Origin of the sequence: Synechococcus sp. R6-10 (assembly GCF_047461815.1) — a bacterium.
Lineage (GTDB): Bacteria > Cyanobacteriota > Cyanobacteriia > Thermostichales > Thermostichaceae > Thermostichus.
In genome coordinates this window covers 1-931 of sequence record NZ_JANSHW010000392.1, presented here as the reverse complement: position 1 = coordinate 931, position 931 = coordinate 1, and the positions used below count along the sequence as shown (strand labels likewise).

The following is a 931-nucleotide window of genomic DNA, read 5'->3' as shown; positions in this document are numbered from 1 at the left end:
CTACACCGGCAACGGCAAGGGAAAATCCACCAGCGCTCTGGGTCGGGCTCTGCAAGCCATTGGGCGCGGCATCAGCAAGGATCTCTCCCATCGCGTGCTGATCATGCAATGGCTGAAGGGGGGAACAGGCTACACCGAGGATGCAGCCATTCGGGCCTTGCGGGAAAGCTACCCCGATTTGGTGGATCACCAGCGCTGCGGTCGGGATGCCATTGTCTGGCGGGGCAAACAACAGGAAATCGACTATGTAGAAGCGGAGCGGGGCTGGGAGTTGGCACGGGCGGCCATCGCTTCTGGCCTGTACAAAACCATCATCTTGGATGAGTTGAACCCGACGGTGGATCTGGAGCTGCTGGACGTGGAGCCGATTGTCCAGGCTTTGCTGCGCAAGCCGCGGGACACGGAGATCATCATCACGGGGCGGTGCCATGCCCCCTTACCTTACTTTGAGTTGGCCTCTGTCCACTCGGAAATGGTGAGCCACAAGCACTATGCCGAGCAGGGGGCCGATCTGCGGCGCGGGGTGGACTATTGATGGGATCCTTCGCAGCGTTCTCAGCCAATTCTGCTCTCTCTTGGCCTCCAGACCCCAGGACTCTGGCCCAGTTGTTGCTCACCCTTTTCCAGACGGAAGTGTGGGTGGAGGGAGGGGAGCGTGTTCCTGCTGGCCCGCTGGTGGTGGTGAGCAATCACCGCAGTTTTCTGGATGCGCCGGTGCTGATCGCGGGGTTGGACCGACCGATTCGCTTTGCCTGCCATTACTACCTGGCTCAGGTGCCGCTGCTGCGGGAAATCGCCCTGGCTTTGGACTGCATTCCCCTCAAGCAGGGATCCCGGCAGCAAATCCATTTTTTTCGCCAGGCGCAGGCCAGTTTGGCAGCGGGGGTGGGTGTGGGGATCTTCCCAGAAGGGGCGGAGCAGATCACCCGTG

General features: G+C 61.0%; 2 protein-coding genes. Both read left to right on the top strand.

Annotation, left to right across the window (positions count from 1 at the left end; translation table 11 throughout):
* On the top strand, positions 1 to 535 hold a 535-nt coding region (locus tag NW837_RS10950; protein WP_414331474.1), incomplete at its 5' end, for a cob(I)yrinic acid a,c-diamide adenosyltransferase.
* A partial coding sequence (locus NW837_RS10945; RefSeq protein ID WP_414331472.1) for a lysophospholipid acyltransferase family protein occupies positions 535 to 931 on the top strand: 397 nt, incomplete at its 3' end. The genes NW837_RS10950 and NW837_RS10945, both read left to right, overlap by 1 nt.